15 protein-coding genes and 1 tRNA gene are annotated in these 20,019 nt (G+C 73.1%); 7 read left to right on the forward strand and 9 right to left on the reverse strand.

Features of this window, described 5'->3' with window-relative positions:
* Window positions 1-96: 96 nt before the first annotated feature.
* Together ETD96_RS19620 and ETD96_RS19625 are read right to left on the reverse strand one after the other, a co-directional pair.
* Entirely contained in the window at window positions 97-1,047 is a 951-nt protein-coding gene (locus ETD96_RS19620; protein WP_138637922.1) for an ROK family protein, read from the reverse strand.
* The gene (locus tag ETD96_RS19625) at window positions 1,044-2,246 is read right to left on the reverse strand and encodes an FIST signal transduction protein (protein WP_138637923.1); all 1,203 of its coding nucleotides are present in this window, start codon (window positions 2,244-2,246) and stop codon (window positions 1,044-1,046) included. The genes ETD96_RS19620 and ETD96_RS19625 overlap by 4 nt, the downstream gene beginning before the upstream one ends.
* A gap of 243 nt (window positions 2,247-2,489) precedes the next feature.
* On the opposite strand from ETD96_RS19625, the gene ETD96_RS19630 reads away from it, so the two are divergent.
* From ETD96_RS19630 to ETD96_RS19640, 3 genes are read left to right on the forward strand one after another with little or no spacing between them, the layout of a single operon-like run.
* Window positions 2,490-3,923 (forward strand): sigma 54-interacting transcriptional regulator, encoded by a 1,434-nt coding sequence (locus tag ETD96_RS19630; protein WP_205719354.1) that lies wholly within the window; start codon window positions 2,490-2,492, stop codon window positions 3,921-3,923.
* Window positions 3,924-3,981: 58 nt separating this feature from the next.
* Window positions 3,982-6,081 carry a vWA domain-containing protein gene (locus tag ETD96_RS19635; protein WP_138637924.1) on the forward strand — a complete coding sequence of 700 codons (2,100 nt, stop codon included), beginning with the start codon at window positions 3,982-3,984 and terminating at the stop codon, window positions 6,079-6,081.
* Between the two features lie 27 nt (window positions 6,082-6,108).
* The gene (locus ETD96_RS19640) at window positions 6,109-6,648 is read left to right on the forward strand and encodes a hypothetical protein (protein ID WP_138637925.1); all 540 of its coding nucleotides are present in this window, start codon (window positions 6,109-6,111) and stop codon (window positions 6,646-6,648) included.
* A 40-nt stretch (window positions 6,649-6,688) separates the two neighbouring features.
* Here the strand turns inward: ETD96_RS19640 and ETD96_RS19645 are convergent, their stop codons facing one another.
* A complete protein-coding gene (locus tag ETD96_RS19645) occupies window positions 6,689-7,828 on the reverse strand; it encodes an alpha/beta hydrolase (protein ID WP_240807884.1) in 1,140 nt (379 codons plus the stop codon).
* 91 nt (window positions 7,829-7,919) lie between these two features.
* On the reverse strand, window positions 7,920-9,068 hold the full coding sequence (locus tag ETD96_RS19650; RefSeq protein WP_138637926.1) for a cystathionine gamma-synthase: 1,149 nt from the start codon (window positions 9,066-9,068) through the stop codon (window positions 7,920-7,922).
* Between the two features lie 152 nt (window positions 9,069-9,220).
* On the opposite strand from ETD96_RS19650, the gene ETD96_RS19655 reads away from it, so the two are divergent.
* Window positions 9,221-11,386, forward strand: a complete 2,166-nt coding sequence (locus tag ETD96_RS19655; RefSeq protein WP_138637927.1) for an MMPL family transporter — start codon at window positions 9,221-9,223, stop codon at window positions 11,384-11,386.
* A gap of 142 nt (window positions 11,387-11,528) precedes the next feature.
* Here the strand turns inward: ETD96_RS19655 and ETD96_RS19660 are convergent, their stop codons facing one another.
* A complete protein-coding gene (locus ETD96_RS19660) occupies window positions 11,529-12,905 on the reverse strand; it encodes a cystathionine beta-synthase (RefSeq protein WP_138637928.1) in 1,377 nt (458 codons plus the stop codon).
* 183 nt (window positions 12,906-13,088) lie between these two features.
* Between ETD96_RS19660 and ETD96_RS19665 the strand changes: the two genes are divergently transcribed.
* The 3 genes from ETD96_RS19665 to ETD96_RS19675 all read left to right on the forward strand — a co-directional run bounded on the left by ETD96_RS19665 (window position 13,089) and on the right by ETD96_RS19675 (window position 16,178).
* A complete protein-coding gene (locus ETD96_RS19665; RefSeq protein WP_138637929.1) occupies window positions 13,089-14,201 on the forward strand; it encodes an SGNH/GDSL hydrolase family protein in 1,113 nt (370 codons plus the stop codon).
* Window positions 14,202-14,539: 338 nt separating this feature from the next.
* A complete protein-coding gene (locus tag ETD96_RS19670; protein WP_138637930.1) occupies window positions 14,540-15,760 on the forward strand; it encodes an acetyl-CoA C-acetyltransferase in 1,221 nt (406 codons plus the stop codon).
* A 190-nt stretch (window positions 15,761-15,950) separates the two neighbouring features.
* A complete protein-coding gene (locus tag ETD96_RS19675; protein WP_089325573.1) occupies window positions 15,951-16,178 on the forward strand; it encodes a DUF4287 domain-containing protein in 228 nt (75 codons plus the stop codon).
* A 142-nt stretch (window positions 16,179-16,320) separates the two neighbouring features.
* Here the strand turns inward: ETD96_RS19675 and ETD96_RS19680 are convergent, their stop codons facing one another.
* The 4 genes from ETD96_RS19680 to ETD96_RS19695 all read right to left on the reverse strand — a co-directional run.
* Window positions 16,321-17,148, reverse strand: a complete 828-nt coding sequence (locus ETD96_RS19680; protein WP_138637931.1) for a Bax inhibitor-1/YccA family protein — start codon at window positions 17,146-17,148, stop codon at window positions 16,321-16,323.
* 338 nt (window positions 17,149-17,486) lie between these two features.
* Window positions 17,487-17,559 (reverse strand) — tRNA-Leu (locus ETD96_RS19685).
* A gap of 166 nt (window positions 17,560-17,725) precedes the next feature.
* Window positions 17,726-19,132 carry an NAD(P)/FAD-dependent oxidoreductase gene (locus ETD96_RS19690; RefSeq protein WP_138637932.1) on the reverse strand — a complete coding sequence of 469 codons (1,407 nt, stop codon included), beginning with the start codon at window positions 19,130-19,132 and terminating at the stop codon, window positions 17,726-17,728.
* A 233-nt stretch (window positions 19,133-19,365) separates the two neighbouring features.
* Window positions 19,366-20,019 (reverse strand): uracil-DNA glycosylase (locus tag ETD96_RS19695; RefSeq protein WP_205719355.1); only part of this gene is annotated, 654 nt, incomplete at its 5' end.

Below are 20,019 nucleotides of genomic sequence, written 5' to 3' on the forward strand. Positions count from 1 at the left end.
GGGTGGGGACGGCCACCGCGCGCAGCAGTTCGCGGGCGGCACGGACGTCGTCGACGCTGACGGAGGTCATGGTCCGATCCTCGCACCCCCCACCGCTCAGTCCGCACTCCAGTAACGATCTTGCTCGTGGATCAGCGCGGCGGCGCCGACGAGCCCCGCGGTCTGGCCGAGCGCCGCCGGGACGATCCGGGCGCGGGTCGCGAACTCCATCCGGGCGTGCGCCGCGAACGCCGCCCGCATCGGGTCGAACAGCAGCGGCCCGGCCTGCGAGAGGCCGCCGCCGATCGCGGCGACCTCCAGGTCGCACAGGTGCGTCGCGGACGCGAGCGCGATCCCGATGGCGCGCCCGGCGCGCCGCATCGCCGACCCGGCGACCGGGTCGCCGCGGCGCGCGTCGGCGGCCAGCTCCACGCCGGTGGCGGCGCCGTCGCCGGGCCGCCACCCCTGCTCCCGCGCCCACGCGACCAGCCCGGGGCCGCGCGCGATCGCCTCCAGGCAGCCGCGGCCGCCGCAGGCGCACGGCGGCCCGTCCGGCTCGACGACGACATGGCCGATGTGCCCGGCGTTGCCGCTGGCGCCGTCGACGAGGTGGCCGTCCAGGATCAGCCCGCCGCCGACGCCCGTGGACACCACCATCCCGAGGACGTTGCCGTGCCCGCGCCCGGCGCCGAGCCAGTGCTCCCCGACCGCCACGCAGATCGCGTCGTTGTGGACGCGGACGGGCAGCCCCGGATGGCGGGCGCGCAGCCGCTCGCGCAGCGGGAACCCCCGCCACGCCGGGATGTTCAGCGGGGACACCTCGGCGGCGGGCCAGGTCATCGGGCCGCCGCAGCCGACGCCGACGCCCGCGAGCGGCGGGTTCCCGGCGCCGGCGACGAGCTTGCCGAGCAGGGCGTCCAGCGCCCGCCACAGCTCCTCGCCGTCCACGCCGGGCGCGTTCGGGGTCGGGGCGCGGTCGTGGGCGGCGACCCGCCCGTCCGGGTCGACGAGGGCGGCGGCGAGCTTCGTCCCGCCGATGTCGACCGCGAGCACGGGGCCCGCGGTCATCGGGCGTCCTCCACCCGGTCGCCCGGCCGGTCCCCGGCGCGGCCGAACGCCAGGATCGACGCGGTGAACCCGTGCACGTGGTTGCGCCCCGAGACCGGGCCGATCTCGCCGGCGGCGAAGAAGCCGCCCACCCCGGCCGGGCCGAACGCGCGGTCGAGGACCTTCGCGTCGTGGTCGGAGTCGGGGAACATCGCCTGCCCGCGCCCGTTGCAGGAGAACAGCAGCGCGCCCTCGACCGGCGCCAGGTCGAACCGTTCGAGCAGCGCGGCGAGGTCCTCCTCGGCGGCGCCCGCGTCCCGGACCTGGAACCGGACGGTGCGGCCCACGTCGACCACGTCGCCGATCGCGATGGCGCCGCTGTCGGGGTCGGCGCCCACCACGCCGCGGACGAGGAAGTCGCCGTGCTCGTGCTCGTCGGCGTACTCGTCCATCGCGACGCCGATCAGCAGCCCGCGCCCGGCGAGCTCCTGCTCCTCCTCCGGCAGCCCGAGGACGATCTGCTCCAGCTTCTCCAGCGCGGGCACGCCCGCCAGCTCGTAGAGGACGTTCTCCTCGGCCTTGGTCACCACCATGTCGGGCCCGATCGGGCGGGCGCCCTGGCTGACCACGGTCGCGGCGGCGACGGACCCGCCGATCACCACGCCGACCGCGCCGTCCCGGTAGACCTCGCCGCCGACGAACAGCCGCGCGTCGCCCTGCCCGCCGTCGCCGGGGCCGCCGCCCTCGGCGAGCCCGCCGACCAGCGGCAGGCCCGGCAGCGCCTCGTCGGAGCGCTCGACGAACGCGTCCACCGGGAAGCTGTAGGGGTCGGCCAGCAGGACGCCGACCACGTCGTCGTCCTGGCCCTCGGGCATCCCGACCACCACGAGGCGGTCGTCGGCCTTGAGGGTCTCCAGCCGGAACGCGTCGAGCCGGGCGCCCGGCAGCACCGCCGCCCAGGCGCTCACCGCGCCGCGCTCCTCCACCCCGCGCCCGGCGCCGATCACCCCGGACGCGCTGCACCCGAGCAGCATCGTCGGCCCCGCCGCCTGCTCCGCGGCCACGACCGCCGCCTCGATCTCGTCCGGGTCGTCCCCGGTGACGAACACGCACACCAGGTCGGGCGCCGCGCTCAGCGGGGCGAGCGCCTGCTCGACCGCCGACGCGGCGGCACTGGACAGATCGGGTCCGAGGGCCAGGCCATCACCGAATCGCGCCATCGGCGCCGCCTCCCTCACCGCATTCACCGGCTCCGTTCACACTTCCAGTGTCCCCCGCGGCGCGCCGTCCACCCAAACACCGGCGGGACGGGCATGGCGGGACGATTCCCCAGGCTCGCCCTCGGCCGCATTCCAGGCCCTTCCGGGAGGATTCCGGGCGGATCCGCAGGCCGATCCGCGGTCCGGCGGGAATCCGCGGGCCGAGGGTGCGAGTCCCGGCGACCGCGACGTAGTGTCGATCTCGTGCGTCCATCCACCCGTGAAACCACTCCCTCTGGGACAACACTGGGCGAGCTGCGCGCCGGCGGCCACGTCCAGCTCTCCGTGAAGGCCGAGATCCGCCGCAACCTCCTCGACCGGCTGCGAGCCGGCGAGCCGCGCTTCCCGGGCATCCTGGGGTTCGACGACACCGTCCTCCCCCACCTGGAGCGCGCCCTGCTCGCCGGGCACGACCTGGTCCTGCTGGGCGAGCGCGGTCAGGGCAAGACGCGGCTGATCCGCACCCTGGCCGGGCTGCTGGACGAGTGGACCCCGGTGGTGGCCGGCTGCGAGATCAACGACCACCCGTACGCGCCGGTGTGCGTGCGCTGCCGCCGGCTCGCCGCCGACCTCGGCGACGAGCTCCCGGTCGGGTGGCTGCACCGCGACGACCGCTACGGCGAGAAGCTCGCCACCCCCGACACCAGCGTCGGCGACCTCATCGGCGACGTCGACCCGATCAAGGTCGCCGAGGGCCGCACCCTCGGCGACCCCGAGACCGTGCACTTCGGGCTCGTCCCGCGCACCAACCGCGGCGTCTTCTCCATCAACGAGCTGCCCGACCTCGCCGAGCGCATCCAGGTCGCGCTGCTCAACGTGCTGGAGGAGCGCGACGTCCAGATCCGCGGCTACGCGCTGCGGCTGCCGCTGGACGTGCTGCTCGTCGCGTCCGCCAACCCCGAGGACTACACCAACCGGGGCCGCATCATCACCCCGCTGAAGGACCGCTTCGGCGCCGAGATCCGCACCCACTACCCCCTCGAACTGGACGCCGAGCTCGCGCTGATCCGGCAGGAGTCCGACTTCGCCGACCTCGCCGGGCTGCCCGCCGAGGTGCCCGACCACCTGATCGAGGTGATCGGCCGGTTCACCCGGCTCGTCCGGGAGTCGACGGCGGTGGACGCGCGGTCCGGCGTGTCGGCGCGGTTCGCGCTCGCGGGCGCGGAGACCGTCGCGGCGGGCGCGGTGCGCCGCGCCGCGCTCACCGGCGAGGAGCACGCCGTCGCGCGGGTCTGCGACCTGCCCGCGGTCGTCCCGTCGCTGATGGGCAAGGTCGAGTTCGAGGTCAGCGAGGAGGGCCGCGAGCAGGAGGTGCTGGAGCACCTGCTGCGCCGCGCGATCGCCGAGACCTACCGGCGCACGCTCGGCGCCGCCGACCTGACCGGCCTGCTCGACAAGTTCGACTCCGGCGAGCGCGTCGAGTCGGGCGAGCTGGTGCCGGCGGCGGAGCTGCTGCGCCGCGTCGGCCAGGTCCCCGGCCTCGCCAAGATCATGGAACGGCTCGGCCTCAGCGGGGAGTCCCCCGGGCAGGCCGCGGCCGCGCTGGAGTTCGCCCTGGAGGGGCTGTTCCTCACCCGCCGGCTGTCCAAGGACGTCGCCGAGGGCCGGCCCGACGGGACGGCCACCTACCGCACCTGACCCCGAGCCCCTCGACCCGGTCGTCCGCTCAGCCGGTCTCCACGCGTAAGGAACATCGATGAGCCGATATCGCTACGGGGCCTACGAGGACGGGCCCGACCCGCTCGCCCCGCCCTACGACGTCCGCGACGCCCTGGACGCGCTGGGCGACTCGGTGCTGGAGGGCACCCGGGCCGACGACGCGCTGCGCGAGCTGCTGCGGCGCGGCCTGCCGGGCGCGCGGAACCGCCGCGGGCTCGACGACCTGCTCCGCCAGGTGCGGGAGCGGCGCCGCGCGCTGCGCGACCGGGGCCGCCTCGACGGCACCCTGGAGCAGGCGCGCGCGCTGCTCGACACCGCGATCGGCCAGGAGCGGGCCGAGCTGTTCCCCGACCCGGGCGACGAGGCGCGGCTGCGCGAGGCGGAGCTGGACACGCTGCCGTCCGACACCGCGCAGGCGATCCGCCGGCTGTCGGACTACGACTGGCGGTCCGACGCGGCCCGCCGCACCTTCGAGCAGCTGAAGGACCTGCTGCGCCGCGAGGTGCTGGACGCGCAGTTCCAGGGCATGAAGCAGGCCCTGGAGAACCAGGACCCGGCCGCCATGCAGCGGGTCAAGGACATGATGGCCGAGCTCAACGGGATGCTCGACCGCGACGCCCGCGGCGAGCACACCCAGGAGGACTTCGACCGCTTCATGGAGCGGTACGGGGACATGTTCCCCGACGAGCCGCGCGACCTGGAGGAGCTGGTCGACTCCCTCGCCCGCCGCGCCGCCGCGACGGACCGGCTGCTCGCCTCCCTCAGCCCCGAGCAGCGCGCCGAGCTGGGCGGGCTGATGGAGCAGGCCATGCAGGACGCGGGCCTCGCCATGGAGATGGCCCGGCTCGGCGACGCGCTGCGCACCCGCCGCCCCGACCTCGGCTGGGGGCGGCCCGAGCAGATGACCGGCGACGACCCGCTCGGGATGGGCGACGCCACCACCGCGCTCGCGGAGCTGGCCGACCTGAGCGAGCTGGAGGCGGCGCTCGGCCAGGACTACCCCGGCGCCCGGCTCGACGACATCGACGAGGACGCCGTCCGGCGGGCGCTCGGCCGGCAGGCCGTCGACGACCTGGACGCGCTGCGCCGCATCGAGAAGGAGCTGGAGCGGCAGGGCTACCTGCGCCGCAACCGCGGCAAGCTGGAGCTCACCCCGAAGGCGGTGCGCCGCCTCGGCGAGACCGCGCTGCGCCGGGTGTTCTCCCAGCTCGCCTCGGGCCGGCCGGGCGACCACGACCAGCGCGACGCGGGCCAGGCGGGCGAGCTGACCGGGGCGAGCCGGGAGTGGCGGTTCGGCGACGAGCAGCCCCTCGACGTCGTCCGGACGGTGAGCAACGCGATCCGGCGCAGCGCCATGGAGGGCGGTACGGGCCTCGTGACGCGTCCGGCGGCGACGGCGCGGGTCGTCGAGCCGGGCCCCGCCGAGCCGGGCCTGGTCGAACCGGGCACCGCCGACGTCGCCGAGATCACCGGCGCCGGCGCCGACACCGCCGCGGGCCTGCGGCCGAACGGGGTCCGGCTGGGCGTCGACGACTTCGAGGTGCACGAGACCGAGCGGCGCACCGGCGCGGCGGTCTGCCTGCTGGTCGACCTGTCGTACTCGATGGTGCTGCGCGGGACGTGGGCGGTCGCCAAGCAGACCACGCTCGCCCTGCACACGCTCGTGACCAGCAAGTTCCCGCAGGACGCGATCCAGATCATCGGGTTCTCCAACTACGCGCGGGTGCTGCACCCCGAGGAGATGGCCGGCCTCGACTGGGACATGGTGCAGGGCACGAACCTGCACCACGCGCTGATGATCGCGGGACGGCATCTGGACCGGCACCCCGACTTCGAGCCGATCGTGCTCGTCGTCACCGACGGGGAGCCGACCGCGCACCTGCGCCCGGACGGCAGCTCGCTGTTCGACTACCCGCCGTCCACCGACACGCTCGTCCTCACCCTCGCCGAGGTCGACAAGATGACCCGGCGCGGCGCCGGCATGAACTTCTTCATGCTCGCCGAGGACCGGCGGCTCGTGTCGTTCGTGGAGGAGGTCGCGCGGCGCAACGGCGGCCGGGTGTTCGCGCCCGACGCCGACCGGCTCGGCGAGTACGTCGTCAGCGACTACCTCCGGGTGCGGCGGGGCCGCCGCTGAGCGCGGGCAGGGGCTAGGGTCGGCGTCATGTCGACTTCCGATCGCATCCTGCTGATCCTGCACATCGGCTTCGCGATCTTCACGCTGGGCCCGCTGACCGCCGCGACCATGTCCACGCCCCGCTACATCCGCAAGCGGAACGCGCCCGTGGTCCGGTTCCTCAACTGGACGACCCGGGTCTACGGCCTCGCGACGCTGGGCATCTTCCTGTTCGGGCTGGGGCTCGCGGAGGGGAACTTCGCGCAGGCGTGGCTGACGGTGTCGATGACGCTGTTCATCGTCGCGCTGGCGCTGCTGCTGATCATCGAGCGCGACCAGCGGAAGGCGGCGCGGCTGCTGGAGGAGGCGGCCGGCGGCGCGGGCACGGCGCCCGCCCCGCAGCCCGCCACCGCGGCGGAGACCGCGGCGGAGAAGAGCGAGCCCGAGGCGGACGGCGCGTCCCCCGCCCCGGCGGCCGCGGCGGGCGGCGAGATCGCGCAGGTGGAGCGCGGCCGGCTGGCCGCCCTCTCCGGCGTCGTTGCGCTGCTGTGGCTGGTGATCCTCGTGCTGATGGTCTGGAACGGCTGAGCCGCCCGCAACGGCCGCCCGCTCCGGGGCGGCCCGCCCGCTACTTCTTCAGGTGGCTCTTGAGCCAGCTCACGATCGTCGGGTAGGTGTCCGGGTCGGTCAGCAGCTGCGAGGCGTGCAGCCGGCCGTCCACCGTCTTCACCGTCGTCTTGACGCCCGCCGCCCGCAGCGCGGACGCCAGCCCGGTGCTCTGGGTGACGGGGACGAAGTCGCCGGAGCCGTGCATCAGCAGCATCGGCGCGTCCCCGCGCGAGACGTGCGTGAGCGTGCTCGCGTCGTCCACCCGCGGCCAGCAGTCCGTGCCGGTGCCGGGCTCGCCGCCGGGCTCCGCGCCCGGACCGGTCTCGGTCTCGGCGCCGGTGCCGGGCGCGGCGCCCGGCGTGCAGTCCAGGAGGTCGACCACGGCCCGCCGCAGCTTGCGCTGGGTGGCGGTGGCGCCGGGCTTCGCGCCGTCCTTGAAGGCGAGGAACGGGTTGTTCGGCGGCGACAGCGCGACCACGCCGCGCACCCGCTGGGTGCCCTTGCCGAGGGTGCCGAGCTGCGTGGCGAGCTGCCCGCCGGCGGACGAGCCCATCACCGCGACGCGGGACGGGTCGGCGTTCCACAGCCGGGCGTGCTTGCGGATGAAGTCGAGCGCGGACAGCGCGTCGTCGCGCTGCGCGGGCCAGTGCGCGCGCGGGGCGAGCCGGTAGTTCGCCGACAGGACGACGAACCCCTCCTCGGTCAGGCGCCGCGCGACGTACTTCCAGCCGCCGCCCTTGTCGCCGTGCAGCCAGTAGCCGCCGTGCAGGAACAGCACGACCGGGCGCGCCTCGGCGCCCGCGCCCTTGTCGCGCCAGTAGGCGTCGATCTTCTGCGCGGTGTCGGTGCCGTAGGCGTAGGTGCGGAACTTCGGCAGCTCCGGGGTGACCATGACCGCGTGCGCCGTGGCGGTCGCGTCGTCGGGCTCCCCGTCCTGCCCGGTCGCGCCGTCGCCGGGCGACGCGGTGGACGGCGCCGACGGCGACCCGCTCCCGGTGCCGCCGGAGCCGGTGCCCGCGGAGGGGCCGCCCGGCGGCGCCGACGGGACGTCCACGGACGGTGTCGGCGCCGGGGCGTTCGCATGGGCGCCCCCGGGGATCGCGACGGCGGACACGCACGCCGCGGCGAACGCCGCCCCACAGACCAGTACTTTGCGCACCCCGGGCCCCTCCTTTACGAACCTGGCGCGCTGAGTATAGATGTTTTGATCAAGTGGGGGCGGGAACGGGCGGGGGACTCTCAGCCGGCGTTCAGCCGAGCGCCTGCTCCAGATCGCGCCGCAGGTCGTGCACGTCCTCGATGCCGACGGAGAGCCGCACCAGGTCGGCGGGCACTTCCAGCGGCGATCCGGCGGCCGACGCGTGCGTCATCCGGCCCGGGTGCTCGATCAGCGACTCGACGCCGCCGAGCGACTCGCCGAGCGTGAACAGCTTCGTCCGCTCGCACACCTGGACGGCGGCCTCCTCCGACTCCATCCGGAACGAGACCATGCCGCCGAACGCCTTCATCTGCTTGGCGGCGATGTCGTGGCCGGGGTGGGAGGGCAGCCCCGGGTAGAGGACCTGCCGGACGGCCGGGTGCCGGGTCAGCATCTCGACGATCCGCTCGGCGTTCGCGCAGTGCCGGTCCATCCGCACGCCGAGCGTCTTGATGCCGCGCAGGGTGAGCCAGGAGTCGAACGGCCCGGCGACGGCGCCCATGGCGTTCTGGTGGAAGGCGAGCCGCTCGCCGAGCGCCGGGTCGGCGGTGATGAGCGCGCCCCCGACGACGTCGGAGTGCCCGCCGATGTACTTGGTGGTCGAGTGGACGACGGCGTCGGCGCCGAGGTCCAGCGGGCGCTGCAGGTACGGGGAGGCGAAGGTGTTGTCGACGACGAGCAGCGCGCCACCGTCGTGCGCGACCGCGGCGAGCGCCGCGATGTCGGCGATGCCGAGCAGCGGGTTCGTCGGCGTCTCCACCCAAATGATCTTCGTCTCGGGGCGCACCGCGGCCCGCACCGCGGCGATGTCGCCGAGCGGCACCGGGTCGAACGCGACGCCCCACGGCTCGGCGACCTTCGCGAATAGCCGGTACGTGCCGCCGTAGGCGTCGTCCGGGATGATCACGTGGTCGCCGGGCTTGCAGACCGCGCGCAGCAGCGCGTCCTCGGCGGCGAGCCCGGACGCGAACGCCAGTCCTCGCGCGCCGCCCTCGATCTCGGCCAGGCATACTTCCAGCGCGGTACGGGTCGGGTTGGCCGACCGGGAGTACTCGTAGCCCCCGCGCAGGCCGCCGACGCCGTCCTGCTTGTAGGTGGAGACCTGGTAGATCGGCGGGACGACCGCGCCGGTCGCGGGGTCGGGCTCCTGCCCGGCGTGGATGGCCAGGGTCTCGAACCCGTGCTGAACCTCGTTGTCCATGGGTACGAGGCTATCCACCCGCCGCCCCTCCTAGAGGAGGAGGCACTCCCCCGGAGGTATCAGCCCCCATTTCAGCGCAGCGGGTGACCCCATCGGGCTTCGCGATCTCTACCGTTTTAGAGGTATCCCAACGACCTTGATTAAGGAAGCCCATGTTCGCTCGGCTCGCGCGCTTCGTCGTGAGACACCCGTGGTGGACGATCGTGGCGTGGCTCGCCGCCGCGGTCGTGATCATCGCCTTCTCCCCCAAGCTGACCACCGAGTCGGACCAGGGCGAGTTCCTGCCGTCGAAGTACGAGTCCGTCCAGGCGGCCGAGCTGGCGGAGAAGGCGTTTCCGGAGCAGGCCGACCTGTCCGCGCTGATCGTGGTGCAGCGGTCCGACGGCGGGAAGATCACCCCCGCGGACAGCACCAAGGTGGCGGCGGCGGCCAAGAACCTGACGGCCAAGAAGTACCCGACGGTCCAGGGCTTCGTGACGGGCCCCCAGGCGGTGGCGCCCAACAAGTCCATCCAGCTGATCACCGTGCCGATGGAGCAGGCGACCGGCGACGCGGCCAAGGATCAGAGCCAGGCCATCAAGGACATCCGCACCCAGCTGCCGAAGGAGCTGGGCGGCGGCCTGGAGGCCAAGGTCGGCGGTGAGGTCGCCGCGTTCGTCGACAACGAGGACTCCTTCACCCAGTCCTTCGCGCTCATCACCGTCGCCACCTTCGCGCTGATCATCGGGCTGATCCTGCTGATCTTCCGGGCGCCGCTCGCGGCGATCCTGCCGATCATCGTGATCATCGCCACCGAGCAGGTGTCGATGGGCCTCATCGGGGCCGCGTCCAAGCTGCTCGACTTCTCCGGCGACGACAGCCTGCAGATCATCCTGACCATCGTGCTGTTCGGCATCGGCGCCGACTACTACCTGTTCCTGCTGTTCCGCTACCGGGAGCGGCTGCGCGCCGGCGAGGACCGCAAGACCGCGCTCATCTCGGCGGTCGAGCGGGTCGGCGAGGTCATCACCTCCGCCGCCGCCGCCATCGCGGTCACCTTCCTGGTGCTGATGCTCGCCTCGTTCGGCATCTTCGCCGCGTGGGGCCCGTCGCTCGCCATCGGCGTGCTGGTGATGGGCATCACCTCGCTGACGCTGTTCCCGGCGATCCTGTCGCTGCTCGGCCCGGCGGTCTTCTGGCCGTCCAAGTCCTGGAAGAAGCAGCCCAAGGCCGCCGTGTCCAACCGGCTCGGCCGGATGGTCGGCGCCCGTCCGGCGCTGGTCGCCCTGGGCGCGGGCGCGCTGCTGGTCGCGCTGGCCTCCGGCGCGCTCGGCTTCAAGTCCGACTACGACTTCCAGTCCAGCTTCCCGCAGGACACCGAGTCCGCGCAGGCCACCAAGGACCTGCAGAAGGGCTTCCCGGCCGGGCAGACCGTGCCGGTGCAGGTCATGGTCCGCTCCACCGACGGGCAGCCGCTCACCAAGGCCGAGCTGGACGCGTTCGGGCAGCAGGCCAAGTCGCTGCCGGGCGTCGGCGGCGTGCAGCCCGCCGAGCTCGGCAAGGACCCGACGCTCGGCCGCGTCGACCTGGTGCTGAACGGCAACCCGCGCGACAACGACTCGATCAACCTGGTGAAGAACGACCTCGGGCCGGCCGTCCACAAGATCGCACCGGAGGGCACCCAGCTGTACGTGGGCGGCGAGACCGCGATCTACAGCGACATCAACCGGGTGGTCAACCGGGACCTGTCGGTCATCCTGCCGGTCGCCGGGGTGCTCATCGCGCTGATCCTGCTGATGCTGCTGCGCTCGGTGGTCGCCCCGCTGTACCTGGTCCCGGCGGTGCTGCTCGGCTTCGCCGCGACCCTCGGCTCCGCGGTGTACGTCTTCCAGGGGCTGATGGGCGAACCCGGTGAGATCTTCCACTTGCCGATCATGCTGTACCTGTTCGTGCTGGCCATCGGGACCGACTACAACATCCTGATGACCGCGCGGCTCCGCGAGGAGGCGAAGGAGGGCCACGAGCCGCGCAAGGCCGCCGCGCTGGCGGTCGAGCACGGCGGCCCGACGGTCGCCGCGGCCGGGCTGATCCTGGCGGGCACGTTCTCGGTGATGCTGCTGGCGAAGGTCTCGATGCTCCAGCAGATGGGCTTCTCCATCGCGCTCGGCATCGCGCTGTCGGCCTTCGTCATGGCGATCTTCCTCGTGCCGGGCCTCACCGCGCTGCTGGGCCACCGGGCCTGGTGGCCGGGGCACGGCGACGTGGCGAAGAAGCAGAAGAAGCCGGTCGGCCCCGCCGACACGCGCGAGGACTTCGTCCCGTCCGGGTTCCGGCAGTAGGAGCCCCCAGATCGTCGGGTTGCGGAGCCCGGCCCGAAACGCCGCCCACCGGTCGGGCTCCGCAATCCGACACCCCGCAAGAGAAGAGAAGGCCCGGAGACCGTCGAGGTCTCCGGGTCTTCGGCGTTCCGCGGCCGGTCTGTCAGCCGGTGGAGGACGCGAGGAAGGACAGCAGGTCCTGGCGGGTGACGAGGCCCTTGGGCTTGCCGTCCACGAGGACGACCGCCGCGCCGGACTTCTCCAGGACGCCCACGGCCTTGCTCACCGGCTCGCCGTACCCGAGCGTCGGCAGCGGCGCCGCCATGTGCAGCTCGACGGGCTCGGACATCTTGGCCTCGCCCTTCACCATGATGTCGAGCAGGTCGCTCTCGCCGACCGAGCCGACCACCTCGGCCGCCATCACCGGCGGCTCCTCCTTCATCACCGGGACCTGCGACACCTCGTACTCGCGCATGATGGAGATCGCGGTCTGCACGCTCTCGTGCGGGTGGACGTGCACGAACTCCGGCAGCGTGCCGCCCTTGCGGGTGAGCACCTCGCCGACCCGGGCCTCCTCGGTGTTCGGGGTGAGGAACCCGTAGTCGGCCATCCAGCCGTCGTTGAAGATCTTGCCGAGGTAGCCGCGGCCGCCGTCCGGCAGCAGCACCACGATCACCGCGTCCGGGTCGGCCTTCTCGGCGACGCGCAGCGCGGCGACCACCGCCATCCCGCAGGACCCGCCGACGAGCAGCGCCTCCTCGCGGGCGAGCCGCCGGGTCATCAGGAAGGAGTCCTTGTCGGACACGGCGATGACGTCGTCGCAGATGTCGCGGTCGTAGGTCTCGGGCCAGATGTCCTCGCCGACGCCCTCGGTGAGGTAGGGGCGGCCCGAGCCGCCCGAGTAGACCGAGCCCTCCGGGTCGGCGCCGATGATCTGCACCCGGCCGCCGGACACCTCCTTGAGGTACCGGCCGGTGCCGCTGATCGTGCCGCCGGTGCCGATGCCCGCGACGAAGTGGGTGATGCGGCCCTCGGTCTGCTCCCACAGCTCCGGCCCGGTCGTCTCGTAGTGCGACCGCGGGTTCTGCGGGTTGGTGTACTGGTTCGGCTTCCAGGCGCCGGGGATCTCGGCGGCGAGCCGGTCGGAGACCGAGTAGTAGGAGTCGGGGTGCTCGGGGTTCACCGCCGTCGGGCAGACGACGACCTCGGCGCCGTACGCGCGCAGCACGTCGATCTTGTCCTTGCCGACCTTGTCGGGGCAGACGAAGACGCAGCGGTAGCCGCGCTCCTGCGCCACGATGGCGAGGCCCACCCCGGTGTTCCCGGAGGTCGGCTCGACGATCGTGCCGCCCGGGCGCAGTTCGCCGGACTGCTCCGCCGCGTCGATCATGCGGACCGCGATGCGGTCCTTCACCGACCCGCCCGGGTTGAAGTACTCCACCTTGGCGAGCACCTGCGGCCGCAGGTCCCCCGTCACCTTGCGCAGCCGAACGAGCGGGGTGTTGCCCATCAGTTCGACGAGCGAGTCGTGTACGTGCACCGCGACATCCTTGTCGTTCAGTGATTGATCTGAGCGCCGCGCCCCGGTCGCGCCGCCGGTAACGCGGCGGAGCGGGCGCGGCTCCGGAAGGTTTCCCGTTTCCGACGTTAGCCGAGATCCAGCGGGCAGGCATCAAAGCGTCATCGCGCGGGTAGAAAGATGATCACGGAGGGTCAAGGCAGCATGTTGAGAGCATTCACCGCGCGCCGGATCGCGGCGGCCGCGGCCTACGGCGGCGGTGGCATCACCGCCCTCGGCGGCATGACCTTCGGCCTCATCGTCGTGGAGGCCAGGCTCGCCCGCCGGATCATCCAGGCGACGCCCAACGGCGACCCGCCCGCCGCCGACGGCCTCTACGGCGCGCAGGCGGGCGGCGACCCGCTGTCGCTGGTCATGCTCGGCGACTCGACCGCGGCCGGCCTCGGCGTCCACACCCCGGCCGAGACGCCCGCCGCCCTCCTCGCCGGCTGGCTCGCCGCCGCGGCGGGACGTCCCGTCCGGCTGACCAACGTGGCCCTCTCCGGCGCCCGGTCGCAGGCCCTGCACGGCCAGGTCGACCGGGCCCTGCAGACCCGCCCCGACCTCGCCGTCATCATGATCGGCGCGAACGACGTGACCGGCCGGATCGGGCCCGCCGAGTCCGTCCGGCACCTGGCGGAGGCCGTCCGGCGGCTGCGCGCCGCGGGCGCCCATGTCGTCGTCGGCACCTGCCCCGACCTCGGCTCGGTGAAACCGCTGATGCAGCCGCTCCGCTGGTTCGCGCGGCGCGCCTGCCGCCAGCTCGCCGCCGCGCAGACCATCGCCGTCGTCGAGCACGGCGGCCGGTCGGTCTCCCTCGGCGACCTGCTGGGGCACGAGTTCGCCGCGGACCCGCTGTCGATGTTCAGCGAGGACCGCTACCACCCGTCCGCCCGCGGCTACGCCGCCGCGGCCGCGGCCGTCCTGCCGTCGATGGCGGCGGCGCTCGGCCTGGAGCCGGACCTGCCCGGCGCGGCCGCCCGCCCGGTCGCGCAGGCCGCCGCCGAGGCCGCCGAACGGGCCGGTACCGAGGTCAGCGGCGCCTCCGTCGCGGGCGACGACCGGGGCCCGCGGGGCCGCTGGGCCACGCTGCGGTACCCGCTGCACCGCCCGCTGCGGCGGGCGCTGGTCCGCCCGCTGTCGACCGGCGCCGCCGCGCTCGCGGCCGTCGCTCCGGCGCGCCGGCTGGCGCGCTGCGCGACCGGCATCGCCCAGGCCCGGCAGCGCCTGCGGGACCGCCGCGCGCGGCGCCCGGTCCCGGAGACCGGCGGTGGCTGAAACGGCCCGCGGTGGCTGAGCCGACCGGAGCCCGCCCGGTCACCGGTAGGCGGGCCCCGGCGCCGCGGAGCGCCGTCCGGCCGGCCCGCAGCCCGCGCTTGCGGCGGCCCGGCCGGTGGCACGGCTCACAGCCTCGGACGACGCACGTCCCGGGCGCATGGGGCGGCCGTCACCGCGGCGCCGGGATTCGCCGCACCGGCGTAAGTCGACACTTATTGGACGCGCCGTCGACTAAGCCCGGGGGCCGCCGTGTACGGGGCGGTCGCCAGCGGTTAGATTGACCGGGTGACCGGTGAGTAAGTTGACACCGTTACGGCCGCTGAGACAGGAGACCCGCTATGCCCGAGGCAGTCATCGTCGCGACCGCGCGCTCGCCCATCGGCCGCGCGTTCAAGGGGTCGCTCAAGGACATCCGGCCCGACGACCTCACCGCCCAGATGATCACCGCCGCGATGGCGAAGGTCCCGCAGCTCGGCCCGGACCAGATCGACGACCTGCTGCTCGGCTGCGGGCTGCCCGGCGGCGAGCAGGGCTACAACATGGCCCGCGTCGTGTCCGTCCTGCTGGGCTGGGACAACGTGCCCGGCGCCACCATCACCCGGTACTGCTCGTCCTCGCTCCAGACGACCCGGATGGCGCTGCACGCGATCAAGGCCGGCGAGGCCGACGTGATCGTCTCGGCCGGGGTGGAGACCGTCAGCCGCTTCGCCAAGGGCAGCAGCGACGGCCTCCCCGACACCCAGAACCCGCTGTTCGCGGACGCGCAGGCCCGCACCGCCACGGCGGGCGAGGGCGGCGCGCCGGTGTGGCACGACCCGCGCGAGGACGGCGCGCTCCCCGACATCTACATCGCGATGGGGCAGACCGCCGAGAACGTGGCCGGGCTGCGCGGCGTCAGCCGGCAGGCCCAGGACGAGTTCGGCGTCCGCTCGCAGAACCTCGCCGAGAAGGCCCTCGCCAACGGCTTCTGGGAGAAGGACATCACCCCCGTGACGCTGCCGGACGGCACCGTCGTGGCCAAGGACGACGGCCCCCGGCCCGGCACCACCTACGAGAAGGTGTCGCAGCTCCAGCCGGTGTTCCGCCCGGACGGGACGGTCACCGCGGGCAACTGCTGCCCGCTGAACGACGGCGCCGCCGCGGTCGTCGTGATGAGCGACACCAAGGCCGCCGAGCTCGGCATCACGCCGCTGGCCCGGGTCGTGTCGACCGGCGTCACCGGCCTGTCCCCCGAGATCATGGGGCTCGGCCCGGTCGAGGCGTCCCGCAAGGCCCTGGCGAAGGCCGGCATGACGATCGGCGACATCGACCTCGTCGAGATCAACGAGGCGTTCGCGGCGCAGGTGCTGCCGTCCGCCGAGGACCTCGGCATCGACCACGACAAGCTGAACGTGAACGGCGGCGCGATCGCGGTCGGCCACCCGTTCGGCATGACCGGCGCCCGCATCACCTCCACGCTCATCAACGGGCTCAAGTTCCACGACAAGCAGTTCGGTCTGGAGACGATGTGCGTGGGCGGCGGCCAGGGCATGGCGATGGTTCTGGAGCGCCTCTCCTAGTCACTCTCCGGGTGGCCCGTGCGGCACGCCCCCATGGGGCGGGCACGCGGGCCACCTGCGCTTTTCCGGGGAATATCCCCGTTACAAATGATCTACGTAACGCAAAAGATAGGTCCCCGTTAGGGTCTTGTCACATGCGGAGAGGTGTTGCAGAGTCAGCAGGAAGAGCCCCGCGACCTGGAGGTGCCAATTGTCACTGAACCACTCGCCGGAGACGCACAGCAAGCTGATCGCCCGGATTCCGCAAGTCACAGGACGTGACATCCCCGAGTGGTTCACCGCCATCGAGAACGGCCCCTCGTTCACCCGCTGCGAGGAGCGCAGCACCTGGCTGGCCGAGGAGCACAACCTCTCGCACGGCTATGCCGCGGCCCTGGTGCGCGAGCACGAGCGCACCCGGCGCGCGCGCCACTACTGACGAAGCACGCCCTCGGACCCGGTGGGGTCCCGCCGGCGGATGCCCCCGCAGTCGTGCCGCATCGTCCGCCACGACCTCGGCGCAGAGATCCCCACACGGATCAGCCCCGCACCGTCCGGCGCGGGGCTGATCATTGCGCGGGCTAGTCCCGCCCGCTGAAGTAGCTGAGCAGCCGCAGGATCTCCAGGTAGATCCACACCAGGCTCAGCACCAGACCGAACGCGCAGTACCAGGCGAACTTCTCCGGCGCCCCCTGGCGGACGCCCTGCTCGACGGCGTCGAAGTCCAGCAGCAGGAAGAAGCAGCCGACGAGGATCGCGACCACGCTGAAGACGTAGGCGAGCGGGCTGCCCGGGTCGCGGATGCCGATGCCCTGGTCGCCGCCGAACAGGTGCACGAGCAGGTTGATGAACATCAGCCCGATGAGCGCGGCGCCCGCGGCGATGACGAACTTGGCGAACTTCGGCGTGACCCGGACGATGCGCAGCGCGTACGCGGCGAGCGTGGCGGCGAACGCCAGCGCGGTACCGATCACGGCCTGGAAGACGACGCCGTGGTACAGGTCGTTGTAGGAGTGGCTGATGATGCCGACCGCGACCCCGTAGACCGCGGCGAACGACAGCACCAGGGGCGCGTTCGCCTTGCGGCCGAACGTGATGAACGCCCAGATTCCGAGCTCGGCGACGAGCGCGAGCACCAGAACGGGGACCGCGATCGAGGTGGGAACCGCGACCCACGAGACCGCCGCGGCGAGCACCAGAACGGCCAGGCTGAGGAACCCGCGGACGACGACGTCGTCCATGGTCATCGGCCGGGTGGCCGGCGGCGCGTACCCGGGCGCCTGGTAGCCCGGCGGCGCTCCCCCGTACTGCTGCGCCCCGTACGCGGGCGCTCCATATCCGGCAGCGCCGTACGCCGCGCCCCGTTGATCGAAGGCGTTCCCCCGGAACGCGGGGTTTCTACTCTCCATCAGAGTCTCCACTTTCGGCCGAGGTGGCCCTCCAGTGTAAACGCCGAACCCCCCGCATGATCAGGGTGGATGGCCCCCACAACCACCCCGAAACACACAAAGCCGATCCCGAACACATCCAATGCTCGAACCCCGGCCACAGGAACACGGGACGTGCGGCCGGAGGGCGCCCTAGCGCCCGGAGGCCGCACGTCCCGCCGGCCGAGAGGCTGTTTCACGAGACGCGGAGCGGATCGGGAAACAGCCTCTCGGCCGTGACGGGGGTTCCAGGGGGTCGCCCCCCTGGGCCAACACAGCAAACGGGGGTTCCAGGGGGTCGCCCCCCTGGGTAAACACAGTGCCCCTGGTCGGACTCGAACCGACACAATGGCTCTTTTAGGGAGCCTGCCTCTGCCATTGGGCTACAGGGGCGGCGTCATCATATCGAGTCAGGGGCTGACAGAGGCCAGTCCTTTCACGGGGTTGCGGCCAACGGCCGGGTCCGGCCAGTTCGACAGGGCCAGTCAAGAAGGGCCGTGGAGACGGCGGGTCGCTGCGGCCGGGCCGTGTTACCCCGTTTCACCTCGGCGGACGGCGATCAGACCGCCACGTTCTCCGTCGTCTTACCGGCGGCGAGTTCGAATTCCTGACGCGGCCGTTCCAGCTCGGCGAGCGAGACGATTTCCCGGCGGAAGAAGAACGCCAGCGTCCAGTCCATGGTGATGCGGAACTTGCGGTTGACGGTCGGCATCCGCGACAGGTGGTAGGTGCGGTGCATGAACCACGCGGGGAGGCCGCGGAGCTGGAGTCCGTAGACGTTCGCGACGCCCTTGTGCAGGCCGAGGCTCGCCACCGAGCCGACGTAGGCGTGCTTGTAGGGCTTGCGGGGCTTGCCTCGCACGTCCGCCGCGATGTTGTCGCCGAGCCGCTTGGCCTGGCGGACGGCGTGCTGCGCGTTGGGGGCGGTGAATTCGCCCTTGCCGCTGAGGTCGGGGACGGCGGCGTTGTCGCCGGCCGTGTACACGTGCTCCAGCCCCTCGACGGTGAGTTCGGCGGTGGCCTTCAGGCGTCCCTTGTCGTCGACCGGGAGGTCGGTCTCCTTGAGGAGGGGGTGCGGTTTGACGCCGGCCGTCCAGACGAGCGTGCCGGCCTCGAACTCCTCGCCGTCGCTCAGCACGATGTGCCGTTTCACCGCGGATTTCAGCAGCGTCTTCATTTTGACCTCGATACCGCGGGCGCGCAGCGCCTCGGCCGTCCAGCGGCCCATCTCGGGGCCCACCTCCGGCAGGATCCGGTCGGTGGCCTCGACCATCACCCAGCGCATCTCGCGCGGGTCGATGGTGGGGTACCACCGGCACGCGTCCCGCGCCATGTCCTCCAGTTCGGCCATGGCCTCCACGCCCGCGAATCCGGCTCCGACGAACACGAAGGTCAGCGCCCGCTTCCTGACCTGCTCGTCGTCGGGGTTGGCGGCGGCGATGTCGAGCTGGTGCAGGACGTGGTTGCGCATGAAGATCGCCTCTTCGACGGTCTTGAAGCCGATCCCGGATTCGGCGAGCCCCGGGATGGGCAGGGTGCGCGAGATGGAGCCGAGCGCGACGACGAGCATGTCGTAGGGGATGTCGCGTTCGGCGACGCCGTCGGTCCGCGTGCCGGCCGGGCAGAGGGTGACCCGCTTGGCGGCGTGGTCGATCCGCGTCACGAAGCCGTTCACGATCCGGCAGCGGTTCAGGACCTTGCGCAGCGGCGCGACGACGTGCCGGGGCTCCAGGTTCCCGGCGGCGGCCTCCGGGAGGAACGGCTGGTAGGTCATGTAGGACTGGGGGTCGATGACGGTGACGGCGACCTCGCCCCGGCGCAGCTCCCTGCGGAGCCGCCGCTGCAGGCGCAGCGCCGTGTACATGCCGACGTACCCGCCGCCGACGATCAGGATTCGCGTCGTGGACCCCCCGCCGCGCGCCGCGGTCCCCGCCGGGCCGCTCGGCCGAACTGTTGTGGAAGACATGTCGGGAGCGATACCCGCATGCCCGGCTCGCGAACTTCACCGGCCCGTCCGGCATCTCACCCGATGTACCGCCCGAAAGGCGGCGGGCCAGGGCCGGACGGGGGCGCCAAGCGGCCGCGGGCGGTGACCGGGACAGGGGCCGGTCACCGCTTCCGGACCGCTTGGCCAAGGCCCTGCCCCGCCGTCGGATCGCACGCGGGTGCGCGCGGCAGGGCGCGCCGCCCGGAGCCGGGCTAGCGGTAGTCGCGGGCGCGGGTGAGGACGGTGTCCAGCATCTCCTCGGTGACTCGGCCGGTGAAGGTGTTCTGCTGGCTCGGGTGGTAGCAGCCGAGCAGCAGGACCGGGTCGCGCCGCGTCACCGCGGGCGGCGGCGCCAGCTCGGCCTCCGCGCCGTGGCCGAACTTCGGCCGCGGGCGCGGCACCTCGTAGCCCGCCTGCTTGAGCGCCGGCCACACTCCCTGCCAGGCGAAACCGCCGAGGCACACGATGCAGCGGACGCTCGGCGCGACCATCTCGACCTCGCGGGCCAGCCACGGCAGGCAGGTGGTGCGCTCCAGCGGCGTCGGCTTGTTGTCGGGCGGCGCGCAGCGGACGGTCGCCGCCATCCGCGCGCCGATGAGCCGCTGCCCGTCGCCCGCGTGGACGCTGGTCGGCTGCGACGCGAGCCCCACCCGGTGCAGGGACGCGAACAGCCAGTCGCCCGACCGGTCGCCGGTGAAGATGCGCCCGGTGCGGTTGCCGCCATGCGCGGCCGGGGCCAGCCCGACGATGAGGACGCGCGGCTCCGGGTCGCCCCAGCCGGCGATGGGCCGCCCCCAGTACTCCTCGTCGGCGAACGCGCGGCGCCGCTGGACGGCGACCTTCTCCCGCCACTCCACGAGCCGGTC

The sequence above is a fragment of the Actinomadura geliboluensis genome (genome assembly GCF_005889745.1).
Taxonomy (GTDB): Bacteria; Actinomycetota; Actinomycetes; order Streptosporangiales; family Streptosporangiaceae; genus Spirillospora; species Spirillospora geliboluensis.

Excerpts from the sequence above, each read along its gene's own strand:
- ETD96_RS19620 (WP_138637922.1), bottom strand. The coding sequence starts at position 1,047 with ATGACCGCGGGCCCCGTGCTCGCGGTCGACATCGGCGGGACGAAGCTC.
- ETD96_RS19640 (WP_138637925.1), top strand. The coding sequence starts at position 6,109 with ATGTCGACTTCCGATCGCATCCTGCTGATCCTGCACATCGGCTTCGCG.
- ETD96_RS19655 (WP_138637927.1), top strand. The coding sequence starts at position 9,221 with ATGTTCGCTCGGCTCGCGCGCTTCGTCGTGAGACACCCGTGGTGGACG.
- ETD96_RS19635 (WP_138637924.1), top strand. The coding sequence starts at position 3,982 with ATGAGCCGATATCGCTACGGGGCCTACGAGGACGGGCCCGACCCGCTC.
- ETD96_RS19625 (WP_138637923.1), bottom strand. The coding sequence starts at position 2,246 with ATGGCGCGATTCGGTGATGGCCTGGCCCTCGGACCCGATCTGTCCAGT.
- ETD96_RS19665 (WP_138637929.1), top strand. The coding sequence starts at position 13,089 with ATGTTGAGAGCATTCACCGCGCGCCGGATCGCGGCGGCCGCGGCCTAC.
- ETD96_RS19650 (WP_138637926.1), bottom strand. The coding sequence starts at position 9,068 with ATGGACAACGAGGTTCAGCACGGGTTCGAGACCCTGGCCATCCACGCC.
- ETD96_RS19670 (WP_138637930.1), top strand. The coding sequence starts at position 14,540 with ATGCCCGAGGCAGTCATCGTCGCGACCGCGCGCTCGCCCATCGGCCGC.
- ETD96_RS19690 (WP_138637932.1), bottom strand. The coding sequence starts at position 19,132 with ATGTCTTCCACAACAGTTCGGCCGAGCGGCCCGGCGGGGACCGCGGCG.
- ETD96_RS19680 (WP_138637931.1), bottom strand. The coding sequence starts at position 17,148 with ATGGAGAGTAGAAACCCCGCGTTCCGGGGGAACGCCTTCGATCAACGG.